General features: G+C 41.9%; 19 protein-coding genes. 7 read left to right on the top strand and 12 right to left on the bottom strand.

The window, feature by feature from the left end; all coding sequences use genetic code 11:
- The first annotated feature begins 257 nt into the window (after positions 1-257).
- On the top strand, positions 258-1,271 hold the full coding sequence (locus tag BMZ58_RS07215; RefSeq protein ID WP_075035873.1) for a TAXI family TRAP transporter solute-binding subunit: 1,014 nt from the start codon (positions 258-260) through the stop codon (positions 1,269-1,271).
- Positions 1,272-1,335: 64 nt separating this feature from the next.
- The gene (locus BMZ58_RS07210; RefSeq protein WP_075036005.1) at positions 1,336-3,309 is read left to right on the top strand and encodes a TRAP transporter permease; all 1,974 of its coding nucleotides are present in this window, start codon (positions 1,336-1,338) and stop codon (positions 3,307-3,309) included.
- 75 nt (positions 3,310-3,384) lie between these two features.
- Here BMZ58_RS07210 and BMZ58_RS07205 read toward each other — a convergent pair whose 3' ends face one another.
- Together BMZ58_RS07205 and BMZ58_RS07200 are read right to left on the bottom strand one after the other, a co-directional pair.
- Positions 3,385-4,269, bottom strand: a complete 885-nt coding sequence (locus BMZ58_RS07205; protein ID WP_075035872.1) for an EamA family transporter — start codon at positions 4,267-4,269, stop codon at positions 3,385-3,387.
- Positions 4,270-4,494: 225 nt separating this feature from the next.
- The gene (locus BMZ58_RS07200; protein ID WP_075035871.1) at positions 4,495-4,992 is read right to left on the bottom strand and encodes a hypothetical protein; all 498 of its coding nucleotides are present in this window, start codon (positions 4,990-4,992) and stop codon (positions 4,495-4,497) included.
- Between the two features lie 251 nt (positions 4,993-5,243).
- Here BMZ58_RS07200 and rlmN point away from each other — a divergent pair, with 251 nt between their 5' ends.
- The 3 genes from rlmN (at position 5,244) to BMZ58_RS07185 (ending at position 7,393) form a co-directional block, all read left to right on the top strand.
- Entirely contained in the window at positions 5,244-6,329 is a 1,086-nt protein-coding gene (rlmN, locus tag BMZ58_RS07195) for a dual-specificity RNA methyltransferase RlmN (RefSeq protein ID WP_075035870.1), read from the top strand.
- Between the two features lie 174 nt (positions 6,330-6,503).
- A complete protein-coding gene (locus BMZ58_RS07190) occupies positions 6,504-6,917 on the top strand; it encodes an excalibur calcium-binding domain-containing protein (RefSeq protein ID WP_075035869.1) in 414 nt (137 codons plus the stop codon).
- Positions 6,918-7,204: 287 nt separating this feature from the next.
- Positions 7,205-7,393 (top strand): hypothetical protein, encoded by a 189-nt coding sequence (locus BMZ58_RS07185; protein WP_075035868.1) that lies wholly within the window; start codon positions 7,205-7,207, stop codon positions 7,391-7,393.
- Between the two features lie 348 nt (positions 7,394-7,741).
- Here BMZ58_RS07185 and ald read toward each other — a convergent pair whose 3' ends face one another.
- The 10 genes from ald to BMZ58_RS07135 all read right to left on the bottom strand — a co-directional run bounded on the left by ald (position 7,742) and on the right by BMZ58_RS07135 (position 21,122).
- A complete protein-coding gene (gene ald, locus BMZ58_RS07180; RefSeq protein ID WP_075035867.1) occupies positions 7,742-8,884 on the bottom strand; it encodes an alanine dehydrogenase in 1,143 nt (380 codons plus the stop codon).
- Between the two features lie 14 nt (positions 8,885-8,898).
- Complete coding sequence (locus tag BMZ58_RS07175) at positions 8,899-10,245, bottom strand: aspartate aminotransferase family protein (RefSeq protein ID WP_075035866.1); 1,347 nt, start codon at positions 10,243-10,245, stop codon at positions 8,899-8,901.
- 233 nt (positions 10,246-10,478) lie between these two features.
- Positions 10,479-12,065: a PucR family transcriptional regulator gene (locus BMZ58_RS07170; protein ID WP_075035865.1), complete on the bottom strand. Its 1,587-nt coding sequence runs from the start codon at positions 12,063-12,065 to the stop codon at positions 10,479-10,481.
- 184 nt (positions 12,066-12,249) lie between these two features.
- Positions 12,250-12,486, bottom strand: coding sequence for a hypothetical protein (locus tag BMZ58_RS07165; RefSeq protein WP_075035864.1), 237 nt, complete (start codon positions 12,484-12,486; stop codon positions 12,250-12,252).
- Between the two features lie 12 nt (positions 12,487-12,498).
- The gene (locus tag BMZ58_RS07160) at positions 12,499-13,995 is read right to left on the bottom strand and encodes an NCS1 family transporter (RefSeq protein WP_075035863.1); all 1,497 of its coding nucleotides are present in this window, start codon (positions 13,993-13,995) and stop codon (positions 12,499-12,501) included.
- 88 nt (positions 13,996-14,083) lie between these two features.
- Complete coding sequence (gene hydA / locus BMZ58_RS07155; protein ID WP_075035862.1) at positions 14,084-15,499, bottom strand: dihydropyrimidinase; 1,416 nt, start codon at positions 15,497-15,499, stop codon at positions 14,084-14,086.
- A gap of 18 nt (positions 15,500-15,517) precedes the next feature.
- On the bottom strand, positions 15,518-16,804 hold the full coding sequence (gene preA, locus BMZ58_RS07150; RefSeq protein WP_075035861.1) for an NAD-dependent dihydropyrimidine dehydrogenase subunit PreA: 1,287 nt from the start codon (positions 16,802-16,804) through the stop codon (positions 15,518-15,520).
- On the bottom strand, positions 16,792-18,201 hold the full coding sequence (locus tag BMZ58_RS07145) for an NAD(P)-dependent oxidoreductase (protein ID WP_075035860.1): 1,410 nt from the start codon (positions 18,199-18,201) through the stop codon (positions 16,792-16,794). Before BMZ58_RS07145 ends, preA begins: the two co-directional genes overlap by 13 nt.
- Before the next feature lie 238 nt (positions 18,202-18,439).
- Complete coding sequence (locus BMZ58_RS07140) at positions 18,440-19,330, bottom strand: nitrilase-related carbon-nitrogen hydrolase (RefSeq protein ID WP_075035859.1); 891 nt, start codon at positions 19,328-19,330, stop codon at positions 18,440-18,442.
- 319 nt (positions 19,331-19,649) lie between these two features.
- Positions 19,650-21,122: a CoA-acylating methylmalonate-semialdehyde dehydrogenase gene (locus BMZ58_RS07135; RefSeq protein WP_075036004.1), complete on the bottom strand. Its 1,473-nt coding sequence runs from the start codon at positions 21,120-21,122 to the stop codon at positions 19,650-19,652.
- 230 nt (positions 21,123-21,352) lie between these two features.
- Between BMZ58_RS07135 and BMZ58_RS07130 the strand changes: the two genes are divergently transcribed.
- A complete protein-coding gene (locus BMZ58_RS07130) occupies positions 21,353-22,216 on the top strand; it encodes an SDR family oxidoreductase (protein WP_075035858.1) in 864 nt (287 codons plus the stop codon).
- Between the two features lie 135 nt (positions 22,217-22,351).
- Positions 22,352-22,840 (top strand): hypothetical protein, encoded by a 489-nt coding sequence (locus BMZ58_RS07125; protein WP_075035857.1) that lies wholly within the window; start codon positions 22,352-22,354, stop codon positions 22,838-22,840.
- The last annotated feature ends 69 nt before the right edge of the window (positions 22,841-22,909 follow it).

Here is a 22,909-nt window from a genome sequence, read left to right as displayed (position 1 = left end):
TAAATCTGATTTTACGCGTTTTTATATCGTATTTTAACAGGATGACAATACTTTCATACTTATTTCTCAGCCTCTTTTTCTATCTATAAATCAGGTTGTAAAAGAAATGCAACAATCAATAATCTCAATTTTCGCAATATTATTGTAATATGCTGAAAAACAAGGTAGTGTAAATATAAGGAACTTTTTGATTTAAATGGATGAACTTGTTTGAATCAAAAAGACATACAAAATTAAAAAATATAGGGGGTAAGGGTATGAAGAAATTTTCATGGTTTTTCATCATCTTGCTTATTTCTGTCAGTATGATCCTTAGCGCTTGTGGCGAGAGTGGGACAAGCGGTTCATCAGATGGAGACAATGGAAGCGATGATGCGGAAGAAATGACCAATCTGACTATGGGAACTGGTAGTGTTGGTGGTGTCTATTACCCACTTGGTGGAGAGATGGCCAACCTTTTTAAAGACAACATTGATGTAGAAGGTTTCGATGCCAGCTCCGTAGAATCCGGAGCTTCCGTGGAAAACATTGCTAAAATTCAATCTGGAGATTTTCAATTAGGGATAGCGCAAAATACAACGATGATCAATGCTGTGGAAGGAACAGGTGAATTCGAAGGGAAAGATGTCGGTAATGTTGGGGTTATCGGTTCCCTTTATCCGGAAGCCCTCCAAGTTGTTACTCTTGAATCTACTGGAATTGAATCAATCGAAGACCTGGAAGGGAAAAAAGTTGCTGTTGGTCCACCTGGAGGAGCAACACGTGAAGCAGCGGAAATGGTTCTCGCTGCCTATGGAATAGAAGAAGGGGATTATGAAGCTTTTGAAGAAGGGTTTGGCGACGCAAAAAGTAAACTTCAGAACAACACGATCGACGCTTCCTTTGCTGTGGTAGGTGTCCCATCTTCTACCACAGATGAATTAGCTGCTGCTACAAATGAAGTCAAATTCCTAAATATTGAGGGCGATGCTCTAGATGAGGTCGTAGCAAACAGTCAATACGAAGCGTATACGGTAGAACCCGGGACCTATGAATGGCAAGAGGAACCTGTCGAAACTATCACGGCTATGGCTCTTCTTTTAGGCTCTACTAGTCAAGTGAGTGAAGACCTGGCTTATGAAATGACCAAAACACTATTTGAAAGCTCTGGTGACATGTCCATTACACAAGCGAAGTTGATTACAAAAGACAGTGCATTGACTGGAGCTCAAGACCTTCCACTTCACCCTGGTGCAGAGAGATACTTTGAAGAGGAAGGACTCCTCGAATAAAGGGACGATTATCGGAACCGGGCATAGTTTTTGTCCGGTTCTTTCCTCTGATAACAAAAAAGGAATGGAGGTAAGAATAGTGGCGACAACTCAGAATAACCAAGAAATTGATAAACGAGAGCTTATGGAAAAATATGATAAAGAAAGTTCCTTCCGTACCAATTTAGGTCCATGGGGATGGTTGACTCTGGCTCTTGGAAGCGCACTCACAATTTTCCAATTATATACAGCTTATCGCGGAGCATATGTTTCCTTGATCCAGGGAGCAATCCACCTCGGTGCAGCCTTGTGTTTAGTATATCTCCTTTATCCGCTTAAACCTTCCTGGGCAAAAAAACGCGGCATTCCCTTGTATGATGTTGTTTTAGCAGCTTTAGCTCTCTATACTAATTTTTACATCATTCAAAACTACGATCGATTGATTAATGAAGCAATTATCTTCGGATTCACTTATATGGATCAGTTCGTGGCAACAGCAGGGATTTTGTTGTTATTAGAAGCAACAAGGCGTGTTGTCGGTTTACCGATTGTCATAATTGCTATTTTAGCCCTGCTTTACGGGTTGCTCGGAAATTTCATCCCAGTCATCGGACATGCCGGATACGACTGGCCAACTTTAGCAACGAAGATGTTTTTCAGTTCAAGTGCTATATTTGGGATACCCATCCAAATCTCCTCTACTTATATTTTCTTATTTCTCTTTTTCGGTGTCATATTGGTACAAACCAATATCGGTCAATTTTTTAATGATCTTGCACTCCGCTTGACTGGCCGGTATACAGGGGGAACAGCCAAAGCAGCTGTTGCAGCGAGTGGATTACAGGGGATGGTAAGCGGAAGTTCTGTAGCAAACACTGTCGGTTCCGGATCTTTTACGATCCCAATGATGAAAAATGCAGGTTTTAAACCTCACTTCGCGGCCGCTTCTGAGGCTTCTGCATCCACTGGTGGTCAGCTTATGCCACCGATCATGGGTGCTGCTGCCTTCATCATGGCTTCTTATACTGGAATACCATATAACGAGATCATTATCATTGCTATCATACCTGCTCTCCTATATTTTTCTGGAGTTTTCTTAGGTACTCACTTTGAAGCACGGAAACAAAACATACGCGGGTTGACTAAAGAAGAACTTCCGAAAACGAATAATTTATTGAAGCGTTTGGATTTATTTCTTCCGCTCGTTATTATTATAGGCTTTTTACTTGACGGTCGAACGCCAACCTATGCGGCTTTATTCGCAATCGTCACGGCCTTTGTCATCAGCTTTTTTCGAAAAGATACCCGGATGTCCTTTAAAGGAATCATTAAATTGCTCGAGGAAGGGGCTCGAGTCGCTCTTCCTGTTATCGCAGCCTGTGCAACGGCAGGTATTATAGCAGGCACAGTCACGACCACAGGTCTAGGACCTAAGATTGCAGGAGGGATCATTGATTTAGCACAGGGGCAATTTTTCCTTGTCATGTTTTTCACTATGATTGCCTGTATCATACTTGGCATGGGATTGCCGACGACAGCCAATTATGTCGTCACTGCTACGATGGCTGCGCCTGCTTTGTTAGCTTTTGATGTACCAGTCATCGCTGTTCATATGTTCGTCTTCTATTTCGGCATTGTAGCGGATATCACCCCACCTGTTTGTCTGGCAGCTTATGCAGGGGCAGGTATAGCAGGAGCCAATCCAATGAAAACCGGTGTGACTGCTGTTAAATTAGCTATCGCTGCTTTCATCATCCCATATATATTTGTTACCAACCCTCTGTTACTACTTCAAGGAGATGCCAACGCAGGTAATGTATCCATTAGTGTTATTACAGCCTTATTAGGGATGGCAGCTATTAGCGCCGCGTTAATCGGATATTATGTCACTAACCTCCATTGGTTTGAGCGAGTAATTCTGATTACAGGTGGACTTTTACTTGTATATCCGAATCTGATTATTTCTCTGCTCGGTTTAGGCGTATTCAGTGTAATTACATTCCTTCAATATATTAAAAACAAGAAAGACAGTTCAGAAAAACAAGAAGCTGTGTCCTAATGTCCAGAAAACTGAGGAAGTAAAAAGCCAGACCCCTTTGTAAGGAGCGTCTGGCTTTTTAGGTTCTTATGCTAATCAAAGTTTCTTTGTAAGTTTCTCTCCTGATTCGTTTATCAGTATTGCTGCAATAATTAACAGGACCCCTATCCATTGTATGAAAGAAACAGATTCAGAAAGGATCAACATAGCGGAAACAATAGCTACCGGCAGTTCAACCGAACTCAACACATTTGCAAGTCGGCCCGAGATCAGTGGAGCCCCGCCAGCAAAAAACAAAGGTGGAATGATAGCTCCTACAAGAGCGACCCCAGCACCTATCGTCCACAGTTGCCCATCCAGTACAGGAAGCGTAGAAAGATCCTGGACAAAAATGATCAGGATAATGATGAGAGAGCCTGTAACCATCAACGTACTCCGCAAAATTGGATGAGTCTTTGTAGCTACCTGTCCACTAAAAAAGACAAAGGCTGCATACGAAAATCCAGATAAAATCCCTAACAAGAGCCCCATAGGAGGAAATTCAAAAAAGCCACCACTCATAATGTCAGAAGCAAGTACGACTCCCGCTAAGGTTACGAATAAAGAGAGGAAATTAATGATTGTCGGTTTTATTTTCGTAAAAAACCATTCATATATCATACCAATCCACACAAATTGAAATAAGAGGATAATAGCAAGAGATGCAGGTAAAAATTGCATGGCACCGTAGTAGAAAACACTTGTCAGACCTACTGATGTCCCTGTCCCCATCACCTTCCATACATCTTTTCTGGAGAGGCCTCTCATAGACAGCTGCTTAAATAAGCTTAATGCTAGTAATACAATAAAAGCGAAAATCATTTGGATAATATTTATTTCTCCTAAAGAATAGCCTTGTCGAAATCCTGTTTTTACAAAAATCGGAGTAAGACCAAAACTTGCGGCTCCGATTAAAACAAGAATAATCCCTTTTATTTTCATTTAATCCCCCCTACACCTGCACATACAAGTCAGTGGGCATGGGTTGCTTTCCACGGACGACATGTCCTACCATCCCCTAATGCCCCACCAATCTTTACCATAAGATATATTGATATCAATTACCCTCTTATCAAAAGACCAAACGGTACTTATCCGAATCCAAGGAACTGTCCCGTATTAAGATATACATCAATTTTCTCCTAAAGTTTCATGCTAACAGTTTAGTTAATTTGTTGAGATGACCATGTCATAAGACATCCCTAAATATTCATATTGAACTGTCATTTGATTGACACTCTCGTCATGACTGACATGGACGGCATAGATAAAGTCCACACCGGAAACTTTTCCTTCATTCAACTTTTGCAACTGTTTAGCTGGAGCGGTATTGGGCGGGGTTTTTATACTTTCCAGGTTTTTAAATGTGAACCTTTCCGCTTCTTCGCCATAAAAGTCGGCCGTAATAATAAAACCTTTTTGATGGTTGCTAACCTGAATTTTGCTTTCTAGTGGTTGTTTTCCGTCATTTACGAACACATCTGTCACCTGAATCTTCCCAAATCTGTACCGATTCTCCATTTCTACTATTTTTACTTTTTCATCATTTGTAGATCCGATTCCATTGCCAGCTACCAGGGGCGGGGAATAGTTTATGTATATAAAACCACCAATTAGAAGTAAAACGATGAAACATACTGCAACCCCAATCCCCTTTTTCTTCATGTTGCTCCCCCCTTTTCCAAGATAGCTGCTATTTTCCACAACACTTTAGCACGCTCTCTCAAATAAAATTTATTCAACTCCTAATCCCCCATACTTGAACAATATTAACAAACTCCAAATAACCTTTATCTATTATCCTTCCAAATAAAGAGAAATTTATTGTAAAATTACAACATTCGCTTTCTGGTTGTTTCTATCATCCAAATCGATTATTATTGGAATAGCGATTTTTTTTAAAGAGGAGCGTATATATGAAACGATCCATTTACGGATTGACGTTTGAACAATTGACCAATTGGCTTATAGATCACGGAGAGAAAAAGTTCCACTCCAAGCAAGTATGGGACTGGCTTTACCAGAAACGTGTGACAGACTTTTCACAAATGAAAAATGTTAACCAATCCTGTATCGACCTTCTTCAACAACATTTTACAATAGAGACACTATCAGAGGAAATCAAGCAAGAATCGAAAGACGGAACGGTTAAGTTTCTTTTTAAATTGCATGATGGTAACGTAATCGAAACGGTTTTGATGCGTTTTAACTACGGATTATCTGTTTGTGTAACGACTCAGGTAGGCTGTAACATTGGCTGTTCCTTCTGTGCAAGTGGAATCCTGCGTAAGAACCGTGACTTAACTAGTGGCGAGATTGTCGAACAGATCATGCAAGTTCAACAACACTTGGATTCTCAGGGTAAAGATGAACGTGTCAGTCATATCGTAGTCATGGGGATTGGTGAACCATTCGACAACTATGAAAACTTGATCGACTTCCTTAAAGTTGTCAATGACAAAAAAGGACTTTCAATCGGAGCCCGCCATATCACAGTTTCTACGAGTGGGATCGCCCCGAAAATGTACGAATTTGCAGATGAAGGTATCCAGATCAACCTGGCACTTTCTATCCACGCACCAAACAATGAATTACGTACAAAAATCATGAAAATCAATCGGGCTTATCCTTTAGAGAAGTTGATGCCTGCCATTGACTACTATCTGGAAAAAACGAACAGGCGAATTACTTTTGAATATATTTTGCTTAAGGACGTTAACGATCACAAAAAAGAAGCCGAACAACTGGCAGACCTGCTGAAAGATAAACGCCACTTGTCGTATGTAAACTTAATACCTTACAACCCCGTTGCCGACCATCCGTATGAACGGAGCGAAAAGGAAGCGATTCTTACCTTCTATCAAACATTGATGGACCGAGGAATCAAATGCGGGGTTCGTACAGAGCACGGTACAGACATCGATGCGGCTTGTGGTCAATTGCGCAGTAAGCAAATTGAGAAAGAAAAGGCACGCAAAAAGAAAAAAATACAAACAAACTAAAGCATAGGGCCCCCGGCCTTATGCTTTTTTTTCCAAATGAATCTGATTATCTAAATAAAAATAATGTTTCTTGGGATTATATGGTTTAAATTGTCAAATGGGAGGAAATAGACCAAATATATACAAAAATATCCAAGGGTGATGGTGAATTTCTAAAACAAGGAGTTCATTCAAATGAAAAAATGGTTGACTGGATTGTTTGCGATCGGTTTGGTATTCAGCACCTCCGGGGTAGTCGGCGCTGCAGAGGATAAGGATTGCAGTGATTTTGAAACGACTGCAGAGGCAGAAGCTTATTGGGAAGAAAATGGTTATGATGAAAATAATGACCCTGATAGGTTAGACCGGGATAAGGACGGTATCCCTTGTGAAAGTCTGGGCGGTGAATCTTCTGAAAGTTCCTCAGATGAGTCCGCTACAGAAGATGAAGAAGCGACCGAAGAAGACGATTCGTCTTCTGATGAGTCGAGTGGAGAAGAAGGTGGAGAACTTCCAGAAACGTCCGCACCGTATGCTACATATGCGTTGTTAGGATTAGGTCTGTCAGTTCTTAGTGGTGCAGTCTTTGTCGTACGTAGAGAAGAATAATCTAAATCGTATACACCATCCCCACTAAGGACGAGCAATGAGCTCGTCTTTTTTTTGCTATTTAAAGATGGTAGTCAAGCCATTTTCAAGTAACGCACGTCTATGAAATCATTTTGTATTCTCCCATTTTATTTGATTTCACCATGTAAGGAATCGATCAGATCTTTCTGTTCAATCTTTATTTTTCATTTCATATCAAAACTTCCTACGACCTGCTATACTAATTTCAATCATAGTAGGAATGGTTGTTCGATTTTGGAGATTCCATCTTCTGAAGGAGAAATGAGATGAAACGCCGTTTTACTCACGCTGATTTCGATTACTACTTAGTCATGCTGTTCACCTATACCCTATTGTTCGGAGGCATCATTCTCTCTGGTTTGTTAACCGGCATCCATTGGACGGATTATTCGATAGACGTTTCCTGGAGCATGCTGAACACAGAAGAATTGAAAAGGATTTTTTGGAATCGTTGAAGACCTCAGCTCCAACTTCTCCATTAAACCGCCCATGTCCGGTGCCTAAACTCGGTAAGGATAGGAATATGACCAAGAGGTACATTCTTTGCTTCTCTCATCACATACAACAAGACAGAAAGCGAGGGCAGTCTGATAGATAAAGTGAGTGATGAATCCATGATGGCTGCCCCTTATGCAACTATGAACCTTTAAAGTACATTTCATAAAAATAACAACGCAGGAGCAACGCCAGTTTAAAATGATTAAAACGCATGAAATCTGATCTAAGAATCTTGATTTCATGCGTTTTTATTTTCATGATTTGAATTGCTGACCGGCTATTTTTCCTTCTTATGTCCCCCCTCTTCATTCTTTTAAAGGTACAAAGCTTTTATCCCCTAATGTTTTGTCTACATCTAAATAATCGAGCCCATGAGCTTCTGCAACCTCTTTATAAATCACACTACCATTCACTACATTGATCCCCTTGAATAAGGCTGGATTTTCCTTGCAGGCTTTTTCATACCCTTTGTTTGCAATTTGAATTGCATAAGGTATAGTGACGTTTGTTAATGCGAGAGTCGAAGTTTGAGGTACAGCACCAGGCATATTTCCTACAGCATAGTGGACTACTCCGTGTTTAATAAAGGTCGGATCGTCATGGGTTGTAACATGATCCACTGTTTCAACGATTCCTCCTTGATCAACTGCCACGTCAACAATAACACTCCCCCTGCTCATTGATTTCACCATTTCTTCTGTCACAAGCTTCGGTGCCTTAGCTCCTGGAATAAGTACAGCACCAACGACAAGGTCAGACTCCTGAATAGCTTCACTCAAGTTCAAAGGGTTGGATATAAGCGTATTAATGGCAGAGCCGAATATGTCATCAAGCTGGCGAAGTCTTTCCGGATTCAAATCTATGATGGTGACATCAGCTCCAAGACCGATCGCAATCTTCGCTGCATTCGTACCAACAACTCCTCCACCAATTATTGTCACTTTTCCTCTTTTCACTCCAGGGACCCCACCTAGTAAAATCCCTTTTCCTCCGTGCATCCGTTCCAGGAATTGGGCACCTTTTTGTGTCGCCATCCGACCAGCGACTTCACTCATAGGTGTCAATAAAGGTAAAGATCCATCTCCTGCCTGCACGGTTTCATAAGCCAGAGCGATTACTTTTTTAGCCACTAAAGCTTTGGTCAGTTCTTCATCAGCAGCTAAATGAAGATAGGTGAACAAAATGAGTCCTTCATAAAAATACCCGTACTCTTCTGCTAATGGTTCTTTCACCTTAAGGACCATCGACTGGGCCCATACCTCTGCTGCAGAATCGACGATTTTCACTCCTACTTCTTCATACTGTTGATTAGAAAAACCAGAGCGCAATCCTGCATTTTTTTCTAAAAAAACTTCATGCCCCTCATTGATTAAGTTCATAGCACCGGCAGGAGTGATGGCAACACGGTTCTCATTGTTTTTAATTTCTTTCGGTATTCCGATGCGCACTATTTAGCCCCCTGTTACGACCCGATTGAATGGATGGCTTCCACCACCGTGTCTAGTAGTAACTTGATATCCTCTTCTTCGATCGAAAGCGGCGGGGCGAGTGTCAGGACATTGTTGAATCCAGCCACCGTCATCCCATTCTTGCCGATAATAATGCCTTTATCTTTACAAAAACCTATAATCCGATTGACTTGGTCAGCAGCCAGCGGTTCTTTCGTTTGTTTATCCTCGACCATTTCGATACCGATTAACAGTCCTTTCCCCCGCACATCCCCAACATTGTCATGTCCCTGCAGCCTATTACCCAAGTCATTTTTCAACGCTTCTCCAAGGTCACGGGACCGGTCAAACAGGTTTTCTTTTTCCATGATTTCGATGTTCTTAAGCGCAACAGCACAGGCAGCCGGGTGTCCTCCGAATGTATTGATATGACGGAAGAAATCATACGTATCATCCCCGCAGAATGTTTCATAGATCTCCCGTTTAACTGCTGTCGCCGAGAGAGGTAAATAGGCGCTCGTAATCCCTTTTGCCATCGTGATGATGTCCGGTTTAACCCCATAGTTCATATATCCAAAAGGTTTGCCTGTACGTCCGAAGCCGCAAATGACTTCATCCACAATCATAAGTGCGCCATGGTGTTCACAAATTTCCTTCACTTCTTTCATGTATTGCTCCGGAGGAACGATGACGCCACCACCCGTGATGATTGGTTCCATGATGACACCTGCGATCGACTCGCTATATTCCCAGGTCATCACTTGGTCGATTTCCTCTGCTCCCCATCGGTCAGCTTCACTATGATTATTTCTGTATTCATCAGGTGGAGCGACATGCAGGAAGCCCGGTCCAAGGGGTTCATACTTATACTTCCGCTGAGCCTGCCCCGTAGCGGCAAGGGCACTTGTAGAACTTCCATGATAAGCTCGGTATCTTGAAATGAACTTTGTACGGTAATGGTCCCCTTTTTGCTGATGATACTGACGAACCATTTTGAAGGCTGCTTCGTTAGCCTCCGACCCACTGTTGGAAAAGAAGACCACATAATCGTCCCCAAGCATTTGATTAATTTTCTCTCCCAATTTTATTGCGGCTTCATGGCTTTGAGTGAGTGGCATATACGACAAGTCTTTCATTTGCTGATAAGCTGCTTCTGCCAACTCTTCCCGACCATATCCTACATTGACACACCACAAGCCGGACATCGCATCCAAATAACGCTGGCCATCAACATCGGTGATCCAGGATCCTTTCGCACTTTTCGCTACCATGGTCGCATCAGGCTTATAAGGTTTCATTGAATGCCATACATATTTTTCATCTTTCTCTAACATTTCATTTTTCACATCAGCTTTTGTCAACGGAGAAACCCCCTTAATATTCTATTGTTAGAATTATCTTAATTATCTAATATCAATGGGGTACTTTCATTAGACATTGTGTAAAACCTTCGACTTTTCGCTTTCACAAAATGACAAGGGATATAGTTGTCCTCCCTCTCCGGAACTTGGTGCTCCCAGTTCCAAAAACCTTTTATATCTTCATAGCAAAATAAAAACACTTATCCGCTAACAGATAAGTGAATGAGTACTTTTTATTGAACAGCCCGTTGATATTCATAGGCAAGCAATGCAAATTCGATGACCTGCCTCTTTTCACATTCCATAAAATCAGAACCAAGTAACTTTTCTAACTTTTCTAATCGGTGATATAAGGTCTGACGAACAACAAAGACTTTGGAAGCGGTTTCTTTTTTTGATCCATTGCATGCCAAATACACCCTTAACGTCTCCAGGAGATTTGTGTTATGTTTTTCGTCATATCGGATAATCGGTTCCAAATATTCTTCCACTAAACCATTTAGATTACTATGTTGATGCACAAGAGATATCAAACGATACATGTGTAAATCATCATAGAAAAATTTATGTTGATGAGCGGACAATTTATTTTGCAGTGTTAATGTCTCTTGTGCAGTCTGAAAGCTTTCGTGTAATTTGTGCAGGCTTCTTACATATTTACCACCCGCGATCTGGAAAGAAGAAATGCTCGCGTCATTAAGTAAGCTTATTTTTTGAAGTCGTTCTACTCCACGCTTCACCCGTTTCTTCCAGTCTTCTTCCCCTTTGCGGTTCAATAAAATGTACGTAATTTGATGACGCTTTTCGACCGGAAATACGTAATAACCATTTTGGTCAAATATATTGTGTGTGAGCATATTCAAATAAGTGACATCCGGGTTCGATCTTTGTCTATCCACCATATTCAATTTAACAGTAAGGACGAGCCCCCCGATTACCGTGGTATTTAGTTTATACACAGCTAGCCGATCGCGAATTTCCTCTTCCCCATGCTCCCCCTGCAGCCATCCCGTTAACCACTCTGTCTCTTTAGCTTTTCTTTTTTCCTCTGTATATAATTCTCGTAAAAGGTATTGGGCTAAAGCTGTTGCTGTCCGATCGAGCAACAATGACTCGAACTCCCCGAACTCTCTCTGATTGGACAAAAGGTAAATAGTCGCAAACTCTCGGTCAAACACTTGAACGGCCTGCTTCAATACGCGTTTTGTTTCAACTTGCGGGTTTCTCAGTTCTGCTAATGCTAGTTCTCGTTCTTTCTCCCTTAAAGTAGGTAAGGTGACCACCGTATGGTCCTTAGCGATATAGACAAGCTGACAATTGACATACTGTTGCAGGTTTTTCAATATTTCAAAGTAATTATCTATGGATAGTAGTCGTTTGTTTAAACGCTGGGAGTAATCTTCTAGATTCGTGATGAATTCATATTGCTGATTAATTAGATCTGCATGAATATCTTGAGTAATTTCTACGAAGGAAACTTCTTCGTGAAAGACGACAATCGGAAAATCATGAGTATCAGCGTAATCGAGCACATCTTCTGATATGTAATCAATGAAACTTCCAAGCTCTATACAAATCCCCGCAACGTTTCGTGCAATGAGTTGTTCCAATAACTGAAGGAGAAGCTGGTCATCTTCTTTCCATCCGAACCCTGTAGATAAAACGAGCTCTCCTCCCTTTAAATTCTCCCTCACTTCGATCACTTCAAAAACGTGAACCCATTTGACAAGCCGATCGATTCCCTTCCGGCCAGCGACAACTTCTGCGGACTTGAAATGTTTCCTTTTCAGGATATTTTCAATCGTTATGTGTTCGTTCATTGAATGACCCCTCTTTAAACGTACACCAATCTTTCAGAAAAATCTAATAGATTGTGAGATTTTCTATCAAAAAACTTAAGTGATACAAGGCATGACAAAGCTCGGCAAATACCGATATTCACAATGTAACCCCCCCTTCTCTTATAATCAAAAAAAGGACTGGCTATAGCCAATCCTCCTGTAATTATTTTACACTTTGTTTTCTCTGTTGTTGTACCAAAATAGTAGAGAAATATTTCCTGGAATCAGGGTGTAAAACGTGTAGACGTTCTTTTTCACTTTTTTCCTTGTCATTTCCTTGATATACAAACTCTACAAATGCACCACTTAAATTTTCTGTGACCCCTTTTATGACATATCCCTGCTCTAATAGGAAATCAATTTTTTCACGTTCTGCTTCAAATTCACGATGATCAGACATCAACATTCCTCCTTATGCATCAATTTTCTGTGTAGGGCCTTCTGTTCCCGTCTTCTTCCCAAGCTTTTCTTCTACAAATCTTTCCCCAACAACCCAGTCGCGGCCAACTGTAATTCCAAGATATTCTTCATCGCTCGGATTATCTATTTCTGCCTGTGGGTGTTTCTTGAAATACCAGTGCTTCGCTAATAGATAGTAGCAAAGAGCACCGATACCAAAACCAACAAAGAATGAATAGGTACTGAACGTATATGCAAAGACGCTTCCGATCACCCAGGAAATGATACCTGCCCAGTTGATGCCTCCATCATATCGGAATTGGCCTCCTTGCTTATACAAATCATAGACATTCATTCGCCGTTTTCTTAATAAATAATAATCAGCAAAAATAATCCCGACAATCACCGATAAAATTGCTGCAGCAATAAGCAATACAGGAATCAATAGATTGAAAACGCTCCATGGCTGAATGACGGTTCCAACAAGTCCTGCAATAAAAACACCAGCCCAGAATGGAAGCTTAGGTCCACCCACATTAGAAAAAATCGTCGCAGCGGGTACAATATTTGCTGATACGTTTGTCGACCACTGGGCAAGTACAATCATTAGAAGAAGAATACCCAGTACAAGGCCACTGGCTGATTCTTGCAAAGCGACGACAGGGTCGAAATTGGAAACTGCTATATAAGATACAGCCCCAAGTACAACAATAAATGTTTGAGTCAGCGGCAAAGCGACAAGACTGCCAACCAGGGCTCCTTTGTTCCGTTTGATCCAATTCCGTTCATGTTTCGGAGCTTTTATGAAACGGGAAATGGAGGATATATCAGCAGCAAGTGTAGCCCAGTAACCCATGTTACCAACGACAACCACTACAAATGCGGTAAAAGCTGCTCCACCTGTGACAGGACTTTCCACCCATGACCAGACGTCTCTTCCTTGCTCTGTCGCAGTCCCTGCCAAAGTGAAATACATCCATACACCAATTAAAATAATAATCGGTGCTGCTAAGTCAGCGAATTTCTCGACAGCTTTAATTCCTAATGCTGTGTTAAATAGCTGGAATAACGCAAATAGAATGTAACAGACAAACCAATTATCAAAACCAATTAAGATGTTTAAAATTCCGTTGATCGCCGTGGAACCGAAGAATGTGTTGATACCGAACCACATCGACGCTGCTACTCCCCGAACTACAGAAGGGAAATGAGTACCTATCGTTCCAAAAGGTGCTCTCATATACACAGGAAAAGATATTCCATGTTCAATACCAATATCAGCGGTCACCGTTATCGCAAGACCAATTAGAATCGTTCCCAATAATGTACCAAGAACAACCCAAATGAGGGAGATCTCCTGAACGCCAGCTCCACCGATTGCAAATGCTGCCAGAACAACAGCCATTCCCACCCACATGAAAGTAAACCCTAATGTACTGATTTTCTTTTCGCTATGAGGGATGGGCATTAGATCCGGAGACATAAGATGGTTCGTTTTTTTGTTGTCCATAATTGGACTCCTCCTACCTATACCTGTTTTTTAAAAGGCTGCCAGGCTTTGAAGCAAGGCAGCCTAATTTCCGTGACAGACGGGCAGGTTACTTTTGATAAAGTTCTTCCTTGGAGGATGTTAGTTCACCATAACGAGATCGTTTCAAGTAATTCCCTTTACCAAGTTTTCCAACGAATTCTTTTTCTTTAATCACGAAATCCCCACGGGAAAGGACGCTGACCGGCTGGCCTGTCACCTTCATACCTTCAAACGGGTTATAGTCTGCTGCCATATGACTTGTCTCCACAGAGATTGTCCTTTCGACGTTCGGGTCAAAAATGACAAGGTCTGCATCAGCTCCAACTGATATGGTCCCTTTTTGCGGGAACAATCCAAAGGTCTTGGCAATCTTCGTTGAAGTAATGTCGACAAATTCATTAAGACTAATTCTACCTTTTTTGACACCTTCAGAGAAAAGAATACTCACGCGATCCTCAATGATCGGTCCGCCATTCGGGATTTTTGTGAAATCTCCCTTTCCTAAATCCTTCTGGCCTTTAAAATCGAAGGAACACTGGTCGGAGCCAAGTGTCTGTAAGTCTCCTGTTTTCAGTGCCTTCCACAACACTTCCTGATGATACTTTTCACGAAGTGGCGGAGACCAGACATACTTTGCACCTTCAAAGTTCGGTTTTTCCATATAACTTTGATCAAGTACTAAGTATTGAGGACATGTCTCGCCCATGACGTTATACCCTTTTTTCCTTGCTTTTGCGATGGCTTCCACAGCTTCTTCACACGTAACGTGAACGACATAAAGCTGAGAATTTGCAAGCCCCGTTAGTTCTGCTGCACGTCCTGTTGCTTCTCCTTCTACTTCAGGAGGACGGGTCAATGCATGATATATCGGGTCTGTTTGGCCTGCTTTTAATGCTTTGTTCACTAAATGATCGATGACATCTCCATTTTCTGCATGGACCATGACAAGCGCACCCAATCTTTTCGCCTCTTCTAATGTTCTAAAGAGTGTGCCATCATCGGCTTGGAAGACATTCTTATAAGCCATGAATACTTTGAATGAAGTAATTCCTTCGTCCTCAATAACGCTAGGAAGTTGTTCTAAAACCGTTTCGTTCATTTCACCAATCATCAAATGGAAGCTGTAATCGATGACAGATTTATCCCTAGATTTCGCATGCCATTGATCAATCGAATCTTGAAGCGGTTTTCCCTTGTCTGTTAAGCAAAAGTCGATTACTGTGGTTGTTCCACCATGAGCAGCGGCAATTGTACCGGTCTCAAAATCATCTTTACTGACCGTTCCACCAAACGGCATTTCCAAATGAGTATGTGGATCGATGCTTCCAGGGAAAATATAATGACCTTTAGCGTCCACAACCTCTGCCGCTGGATCAGATAAATCCTGGCCGATCAATGAAATTTTCTCATTCTCAATCAGAATGTCTGCTTTGTAAGTATCGGCTGCCGTAACAATCGTTCCATTTTTAATGATTTTCTTCATCTTATCCCTCCATATAGTTTATTTGATTAAATCGACATCACACGATGAAACTGCCCCAATAGCCGCCTGTCTTTCATTCCAAGTCATCGGCGGCTTACCATTTGCGTATTCAACCATATCGATCGCACCATCCACAGGGCAGACGATGCTGCATAAATTACAACCGACACAGTCTTCTTCACGCACCTTTAAGATGTCGTTTCCATTCGCATCCTTCAACATATCGATACACTGGTGTGACGTATCTTCACAAGCAATATGGCACTTGTTACAGTTGATACATACATCGTTATTGATTTTAGCGACAATCTGGTGATTAAGGTCTAAATTGCCCCAGTCGGAATATTTCTCGACAGATTTACCGACAAGATCCATTACAGAATCGATACCTTTTTCATCCAGGTAATTGTTCAACCCGTCTTTCATATCTTCCACAATACTAAACCCATGGTGCATAGCGGCTGTACATACTTGAACCCCCGTTGCTCCCATTAACATGAATTCCACCGCTTCTCGCCAGCTTGATACTCCCCCCATTCCGGAGATTGGCACATTTATTTTCGGATGGCGGGCACATTCTGCAACCATATTCAGAGCGATTGGTTTTACAGCAGGACCACAGTAACCTCCATGTGCCCCTTTACCGGCGACGTTCGGAATCGTATCCCATGTATCGATATCCACCCCGGCTAAACTATTGATTGTATTGATCATACTAACGGCATCGGCACCACCATTGACGGCCGCTTCTGCAGTAAAAGTGATATCGGTAATATTCGGAGTCAATTTAACGATGACGGGGGTTTGAGCTACTTCTTTTGCCCACATGGTCTGCTTTTCGACAAGCTCAGGTACCTGACCAGAGGCAGCTCCCATACCTCTTTCTGCCATTCCATGAGGACATCCAAAGTTTAATTCAAGCCCATCCACACCCACATCTTCCACACGTTTGACTATTTCATGCCATTTTTCTTGCGTCGGTTCTACCATTAACGAAGCGATGATTGCATGATTAGGAAACTTTTTCTTTGTTTCATAGATCTCTTTCAAATTCACTTCAAGTGGGCGATCCGTAATTAATTCAATGTTGTTGAATCCAGCTACTTTCTTGCCGTTAAAACCCACCGCAGCAAAACGTGAAGATACGTTAAGAATCGGCTCTCCCAACGTCTTCCAAACAGCTCCTCCCCAACCTGCTTCAAACGCTCGCTGTACCTGGTATCCTGAATTTGTCGGCGGTGCAGAAGCAAGCCAAAAGGGATTCGGTGATTTGATTCCTGCAAGGTTCAAACTTAAGTCAGCCATGTATGTTCCTCCTTGTTGAATTTTTTATAGGCATGTGTGGGTTCAGGGGCGAGGTGTTTATGAATTGCCATTGCAGCTTCTTTTCCTTGTTGAGCTGCTGTAACTACCATCGCTTCTCCTTGGCCTTTAGCAAAAATCACATCACCTGCTGCAAACACTTTCGGGTTGGAGGTTTGCAATGTTTCCGGGTCGACTGTGACAACTCCACCTTCATGATCCAGCCCAAACCCTTCAATCAAATCGGTGTACCTTGATTGACCGATCGCCTTAATAACGGCATCGACTTCCATTACGAATTCAGAACCTTCCACTGGTGATGGTCTCCTACGGCCATCTGCATCTGGTTCTCCAAGCGCCATTTTTACGCATTTAAGATGTGTTACTTGCCCATTCTCATCTCCGATAATTTCAATCGGCTGCGTTAGCCAATGGAAGTCTACATCATCTTGTTTCGCAAAGTCATATTCAAACTCATAAGCTGTCATCTCTTTCCTCGTACGGCGGTACACAATCTTGACATCCCCAGCCCCTTTACGTGCCGCGCATGTCGCGGCATCGATAGCCGTGTTCCCTGCACCTACAACGACAACATTCTTACCTAGTAATTCATCTGTAATAGGTCCTGATTTCGTACTTTTAACAAAATCGATCGCATCGTGAACTCCGCGCAAATCTTCTCCTTCAATGCCAAGCATCGGAACGTTCCCCATCCCGATCGTAAGGACAATCGAATCGTATCCCTTGGACAATTCATCAAAAGAGACATCTGTTCCGACTTTGGTATTCGTGCGGATTTCAACATCTAACTTTTCGACCTGATCTACTTCCCATCTGGAAATATCCTGAGGCAATCGGAAAGATACAATTCCATACGTATCAAGACCTCCTGCTTCGGCTTCGGCTTCAAAAATGGTTACGTCATAACCGAAACGCGCGAGTTCTCTCGCTGCCGATAAACCTGCAGGACCACCCCCGACAACTGCAACTTTTTTCCCGTTTTTCTGCCCGGGCTTAAAGAGTAGTTGTTCATTTTTAATTGCCCAATCAGTAGCGAAACGCTGCAAGTCTCCAATTAAAATCGGTTCTGTCGAGTGGTTCAATACACAAGCGCCTTCACACAACTCTTCTGTCGGACAAACACGTGCACACGTTGCCCCAACAGGGTTCGATGACATAATTGTCGTTGCTGATCCTTTCAAGTTTCCGGATGCGATTTTTTTAATAAACTTCGGAATATCTATCCCAGTCGGACAAGCCTGGATACAAGGAGCATCATAACAGTATAAGCAGCGGTTAGACTCTTCCATTGCTTCCTGGGCATTCAACCCGTCATGCACCTCGTCGAAATTCACTTTCAAGTTCTCTAAAGAAATCCCTTTACTCTTTAACTGAGTCACTGGTGTTTACCTCCTTTAATTGAAGGTTTTGTTAACGAACACTGTGAGGGTTAAAAAAAGGGTTCCCCCTCCATCCCCCAGTATTTTCAACAAATCCTTGTCAAAAAAGCGAAAGCTGCCTGGAAATGGTATTCAAACCAAAGCTGAGCAATCCTAATAAAAAAGTTCTGCATAAAGAAAAATGTTTGATTTTCCTTTGATCTATGCAGAACTTACACATGATGCCTGAGAAGTTATGTTAAGGGAGAAGCTCACCCATTTTTTCATACGTTTCCGGGCGTCGATCGCGGTAAAACTGCCAGGTATCACGCACTTCACGGATAAACTTCTTATCCATTTCCCCGATGATGACCTCATCTTTATCACGACTTGCAGTTGCAACAAAATTACCCCTTGGATCGACTAGATAAGATTGTCCATAAAATTCACCCATGTTCCATGGTCCTTCATATCCAACACGGTTGATGGCACCAAGATAGTACCCATTCGCTACTGCATGAGCGGGTTGTTCTAACTTCCAAAGATACTCTGATAGACCTGCTACCGTAGCAGATGGATTGAAAACGACTTCTGCGCCGTTCAAACCTAACACTCTTGCACCTTCAGGAAAATGGCGGTCATAGCAAATATAAACACCTACTTTTGCAAAAGCGGTATCGAATACTGGGTATCCCAGGTTACCAGGTTTAAAGTAGTATTTTTCCCAGAATCCATAACCTTTGTCCCCGACACCCACTTGAGGAATGTGATGTTTGCGATATTTACCTAGATAAGAACCGTCCGCATCTATCACTGCTGCTGTATTGTAATAGGTTGCAATACCTTCTCTTTCATAAATCGGTAGAACAATAACTACACCCAACTCTTTAGCGAGCTCCTGGAAACGTATCGTCGTCGGGCCATTCGGAATCTCTTCTGCAGAGTCATACCACTTCGGGTTTTGTTCTGAACAAAAATATGGACCATAAAAAATTTCTTGTAGACATATGATTTGCGCCCCTTTTTCCGCTGCTTCTTTTACCAATTTAATATGTTTTTCGATGGACTGTTCTTTATGAACTTCTACGGGCTCGTTACCATCTACATCGTGAGAAGCTTGGATCAAACCGATTTGTACTTTATCAGACACAGTAATTCCTCCTTATGTAATGATTTGTTATTATATAGAGCTTTATCGATCACGTTCAGAAAACCAAATCCCCAACCTCTGATTTCCTTAGCTCTATCAGTAAATTTAATTTTCAATATTTACTGAATATTTAAATAACTAATTATACTTTACATCAACTCTGGAATTTTTCCATTATACATAATGTAAAATGTTCGATTATGAGGAATAGATATTTTGTAAAACTTTTGGGAGGTGTTGATATTAATACAGTAGAATGTGTGGTTTTTTAATGGAAGATGGCGGAAATTCGTTAAGAAGTTTCCGCACATCCATCAGGTCAATACCAGCGTTGGGTGAGCATTTTCCGCTTCGTGTAGAAGTTAATTCCATCTTTACCATTGGCATGCAAATCACCATAGAAAGATTTTTTGTTACCAGAGAAAGGGAAGAAGGCCATCGGAGCAGGTACGTTAACATTGACACCGAGCATTCCCGCATCCATCTCTTCTCTGAACTGTTGGACGGCTTTTCCGCTCGATGTATAAATCACTGCACCATTCGCGAACTCAGATTTGTTTGCTGTTTCAATCGCCTCATCTAGGGTTTCTGCGCGTACAATACTTAACACTGGAGCGAAGATTTCATCTTTCCAAATCTTCATTTCATCAGTTACATAGTCGAAAATTGTCGCACCCAGGAAATACCCCGACTCATTTTCTCGGAGTTCGACACGACCATCACGGACAAGGGTCGCATTCTCCTGTTCTCCTTTTTCAATATAACCAAGTACACGTTCACGGTGGGAATCACGAATCAGTGGTCCCAAGTCTGTTTCTGTTTCCAAACCATTGCCAACGTATAATTGATCGGCTGCTGACTTCAATTTTGTTACAAGATCATCTGCTATATCCCCGACGGCGACCACAACGGAACACGCCATGCAACGCTCTCCTGCACTACCGAAGGCAGCATTAATTATTCCTTCCACCGATTTATCAAGATTACAGTCAGGCATTACAATCGAATGGTTTTTCGCACCTGCAAGCGCCTGCACACGTTTTCCGTGATCAGCCGCTGTTTTATATACGTATTCCGCAACAGGCTGGGAACCGACAAATGAAATAGCATCAATTTCTTCATGCTCAAGCAAGCCATTTACGACATCATGGGATCCATTGACGAGGTTGAGCACTCCTTTCGGAAGTCCGGCTTCATGGATAAGTTCTACAAGCATTTTTGCAAGGATTGGAGTACGTTCTGAAGGCTTCAGGACAAATGTATTTCCACATACAATCGCAAGTGGGAACATCCATAATGGCACCATCATTGGAAAGTTAAATGGAGTGATGCCGCCGACGACCCCCACTGGGTATCGATACATTCCCGAATCGATTCCTTCCGCTATATCAGGCAGGACATCACCCATCATTAAACTTGGTGCTCCAGCAGCAAACTCTACACATTCGATTCCTCGCTGCACTTCTCCAGTAGCGTCCTTCATTGTCTTCCCATTTTCCTGGGTTAGCGCTTTTGCTAATTCATCACGATTCTCAACTAAAAGTTGGTGGTACTTAAACATGATCCGTGCGCGTTTCGGTACCGGCACCTTTTTCCACGTTTTGAATGCTTCTCTAGCTGATTGGACCGCTTTATCTACATCCTCTTTCGTTGAAATAGGGACACTTGCAATAATTTCTCCAGTCGCAGGGTTGGGTACTTCCTCCAATTGCCCACCTTCTGATGAAATCCACTCGCCGTGAATGAAATTCTGAATGACCACCTGATTCTTCTTCGAGAAAGTTGTCTCCATTTTTTCACCTCTAAATAGTAGATTCTGTTGCTTTTCACCCTTCAAATATATTATAAATTCAGAAAATTTTTGCATCAATGGACGAAATGTCAAATCAAACTGCCTCCATTTTGACACTATGACATTTCCAACTAGAAAACATTCGCCATTTGGATGAAATTGGATGACCTGGACACCCTAAAAATGGATGACTAGGCCATCCAAAATTTTACATATAAGGAGCGGTTGTAGTGAGTAAAAAACCGAAGGAAATTCAACCGAAACAGCACCAGGAAAGGCAGCCGGGTTTTGAACATGAAATGAAACCACTCCCGGAATACGTAAACAAAAATTATCAGGGAAGTGGGAAATTAAGAGGTAAAGTCGCAATTATCTCTGGGGGCGACAGTGGAATCGGAAGGGCTGTCAGTCTCTATTTTGCTAAAGAAGGGGCAAATGTAGCTATCCTCTACCTGAATGAACAAGAAGACGCTGAAAAAACGAAACAGTTAGTCGAAGCAGAAGGCTGTCAATGCCAGCTTTATAATGGCGATATCGGGGGAGCGGAATTTTGTGATACGACAGTAAATAAGATTATAAAAGACTTTAGTCAGATTGATATCCTTGTCAATAACGCTGCAGTTCAATACCCACAAAAGGACCTTACAGCAATTACTAATGAACAATTAGAAAAAACATTCCGTGTCAATTTTTTCTCTTATGTGTATATGGCTAAAGCAGTCCTCCCCCATCTAAAAAAAGGGAGCAGTATCATTAATACGTCTTCGGTCACTGCTTATCAAGGAAACGAACAGCTTATTGATTATTCTTCCACTAAAGGAGCCATTACAGCATTCACCCGTTCCTTGGCTAAGTCTGTAGTGGATAAAGGAATTCGTGTCAACGGTGTAGCCCCTGGCCCGATATGGACCCCACTGATCCCAGCTAGTTTTGATAAACAAAAAGTTGCTGAATTCGGTTCGACAAATCCTATGGGGAGACCAGGTCAACCTTATGAAGTTGCCAGCGCCTATGTATATTTAGCGAGCGAAGACGCGAGTTACGTAACAGGCCAGATGCTTCACGTAAATGGAGGTATACCGGTAAATGGTTAATAAAAAGAAGCCACCCTCGGCTTCTTTTTTTCGTGGTATGAATTCTCCCTTGCTTTCCCTCTTAATATCCGCATCTCTCAATCACTAAAAAACATGATATAATGAGCCAAAATCTATCAAAAGGTCGGTGCGGTCATGATTAAAAGCTTTTGTCACTGCTTTAGCAATCAAGAAGAAATCGTTCAGGACGCTGCAACAAAACCTACCTATCTTGCTTTTTGTATTGTAGCTGGAGACCATGGGGCTGTAGAATTCAGCTTTCGGACCAGTTATATCGATAATGATTCCGTCTACCCTTATTCCAAGTTTTATAGTGTTGAACAAGAACTTGAAGAAGATAGAAAAACCCCCAAGAGAGTAAGAATACACAGTAAAGAGCCTCTGGCAGATAATAATGAGTCCCCCTCCGAGAAACCTTTCTTGAGGAGTCCGGAAGCCTTTTACTCTTATACCATTGATCTTGATTTACATAAACTCCGTTCCTTTCATAAAAATCAAAGTCACTATTTATGTACCATTCATTCCAAAAGTCTGTATCAAGAATTAAAAGCAGTTTATACCCATATTTTCAAGGCAAACCCCTACCCATTAAAGGAAGATCATTGGTCTGTTCTCATCGATTGAACCTGGATGGTCATCATTAGTTTTCAGCCCAGATTAAAAAATCCTCTTTTCTTTATTCGGAAAACTGAG

The organism is Halobacillus dabanensis (assembly GCF_900114165.1).
In the GTDB taxonomy this organism is placed as follows: domain Bacteria; phylum Bacillota; class Bacilli; order Bacillales; family Halobacillaceae; genus Halobacillus; species Halobacillus dabanensis.
This window is presented reverse-complemented; position numbering and strand designations above follow the sequence as displayed.

Coding starts and splice junctions, on each gene's coding strand:
- BMZ58_RS07160 (WP_075035863.1), bottom strand. CDS start 13,995: ATGGACAACAAAAAAACGAACCATCTTATGTCTCCGGATCTAATGCCC.
- BMZ58_RS07185 (WP_075035868.1), top strand. CDS start 7,205: ATGAAACGCCGTTTTACTCACGCTGATTTCGATTACTACTTAGTCATG.
- BMZ58_RS07200 (WP_075035871.1), bottom strand. CDS start 4,992: ATGAAGAAAAAGGGGATTGGGGTTGCAGTATGTTTCATCGTTTTACTT.
- BMZ58_RS07170 (WP_075035865.1), bottom strand. CDS start 12,065: ATGAACGAACACATAACGATTGAAAATATCCTGAAAAGGAAACATTTC.
- BMZ58_RS07165 (WP_075035864.1), bottom strand. CDS start 12,486: ATGTCTGATCATCGTGAATTTGAAGCAGAACGTGAAAAAATTGATTTC.
- hydA (WP_075035862.1), bottom strand. CDS start 15,499: ATGAAGAAAATCATTAAAAATGGAACGATTGTTACGGCAGCCGATACT.
- BMZ58_RS07205 (WP_075035872.1), bottom strand. CDS start 4,269: ATGAAAATAAAAGGGATTATTCTTGTTTTAATCGGAGCCGCAAGTTTT.
- BMZ58_RS07210 (WP_075036005.1), top strand. CDS start 1,336: ATGGAGGTAAGAATAGTGGCGACAACTCAGAATAACCAAGAAATTGAT.
- BMZ58_RS07190 (WP_075035869.1), top strand. CDS start 6,504: ATGAAAAAATGGTTGACTGGATTGTTTGCGATCGGTTTGGTATTCAGC.
- BMZ58_RS07215 (WP_075035873.1), top strand. CDS start 258: ATGAAGAAATTTTCATGGTTTTTCATCATCTTGCTTATTTCTGTCAGT.
- BMZ58_RS07135 (WP_075036004.1), bottom strand. CDS start 21,122: ATGGAGACAACTTTCTCGAAGAAGAATCAGGTGGTCATTCAGAATTTC.
- BMZ58_RS07125 (WP_075035857.1), top strand. CDS start 22,352: ATGATTAAAAGCTTTTGTCACTGCTTTAGCAATCAAGAAGAAATCGTT.
- preA (WP_075035861.1), bottom strand. CDS start 16,804: ATGGCTGACTTAAGTTTGAACCTTGCAGGAATCAAATCACCGAATCCC.
- rlmN (WP_075035870.1), top strand. CDS start 5,244: ATGAAACGATCCATTTACGGATTGACGTTTGAACAATTGACCAATTGG.